The sequence below is a fragment of the Hydrogenophaga sp. FG152 genome (assembly GCF_057809615.1).
The window spans coordinates 1-364 of sequence record NZ_JBMDKH010000052.1 but is presented as its reverse complement, the minus strand read 5'-3'; the positions used below and the strand labels follow the sequence as shown (position 1 = coordinate 364).

Annotated in this window: 1 protein-coding gene and 1 pseudogene; both read left to right on the top strand. The window is 69.2% G+C overall.

Annotated features, from left to right (window positions below):
* Positions 1 to 132, top strand: a pseudogene (locus tag ACODTB_RS25815) (electron transfer flavoprotein subunit beta/FixA family protein); the annotation flags it as partial.
* Positions 133 to 364 (top strand): adenine nucleotide alpha hydrolase family protein (locus tag ACODTB_RS25810; protein WP_488929886.1); only part of this gene is annotated, 232 nt, incomplete at its 3' end.

Genomic DNA, 364 nt, shown 5'->3' with positions numbered 1-364 from the left:
CTGGGTGTGGACGTGAAGCCGCGCATCAAGACCCTCAAGGTCAGCGAGCCGCCCAGGCGCGGTGCCGGGGTGAAGGTGCCCGACGTAGCCGCCCTGGTGGACAAACTCAAGAACGAAGCGAAGGTGATCTGAATGCCGGTCCTGGTCATTGCCGAACACGACAACGCCGCCCTCAAGGGCGCGACCCTCAACACCGTGACCGCCGCCGCCCAGTGCGGGGGTGATGTGCACGTCCTCGTGGCTGGCCACAACGCCGCCGCTGCCGCCCAGGCCGCTGCGCAGATCGCTGGCGTGGCCAAGGTGATCCATGCCGACGCCCCGGGCTTCGAGCACGGCCTGGCCGAGAACGTCGCCGCGCAGGTGC